Annotated in this window: 1 pseudogene; it reads left to right on the plus strand. The window is 45.8% G+C overall.

Annotated features, from left to right (window positions below):
• A pseudogene (locus GFJ99_RS13410) lies at positions 1-214 on the plus strand (transposase); the annotation flags it as partial.

Here is a 214-nt window from a genome sequence, read left to right on the forward strand (position 1 = left end):
GCTTTGATTGCTGGATTTAACGTTCGTATCGAAAGTGCTCCACCGCGCCGCGGCGATGCTAAAGGCATCGTTGAAAGCTGTTTCAGGACTTTACAAGCAGAATTTAAACCTTATGCGCCTGGAACCGTCGAAGGCAATCGGATAAAAAAGCATGGTGAACGAGATTATCGCCTTGATGCAGTGATGTCGATTACCGATTTTGCTCAAATTATCC

The sequence above is a fragment of the Flavobacterium sp. LMO6 genome, from assembly GCF_009495795.1.
Classification (GTDB): domain Bacteria; phylum Bacteroidota; class Bacteroidia; order Flavobacteriales; family Flavobacteriaceae; genus Flavobacterium.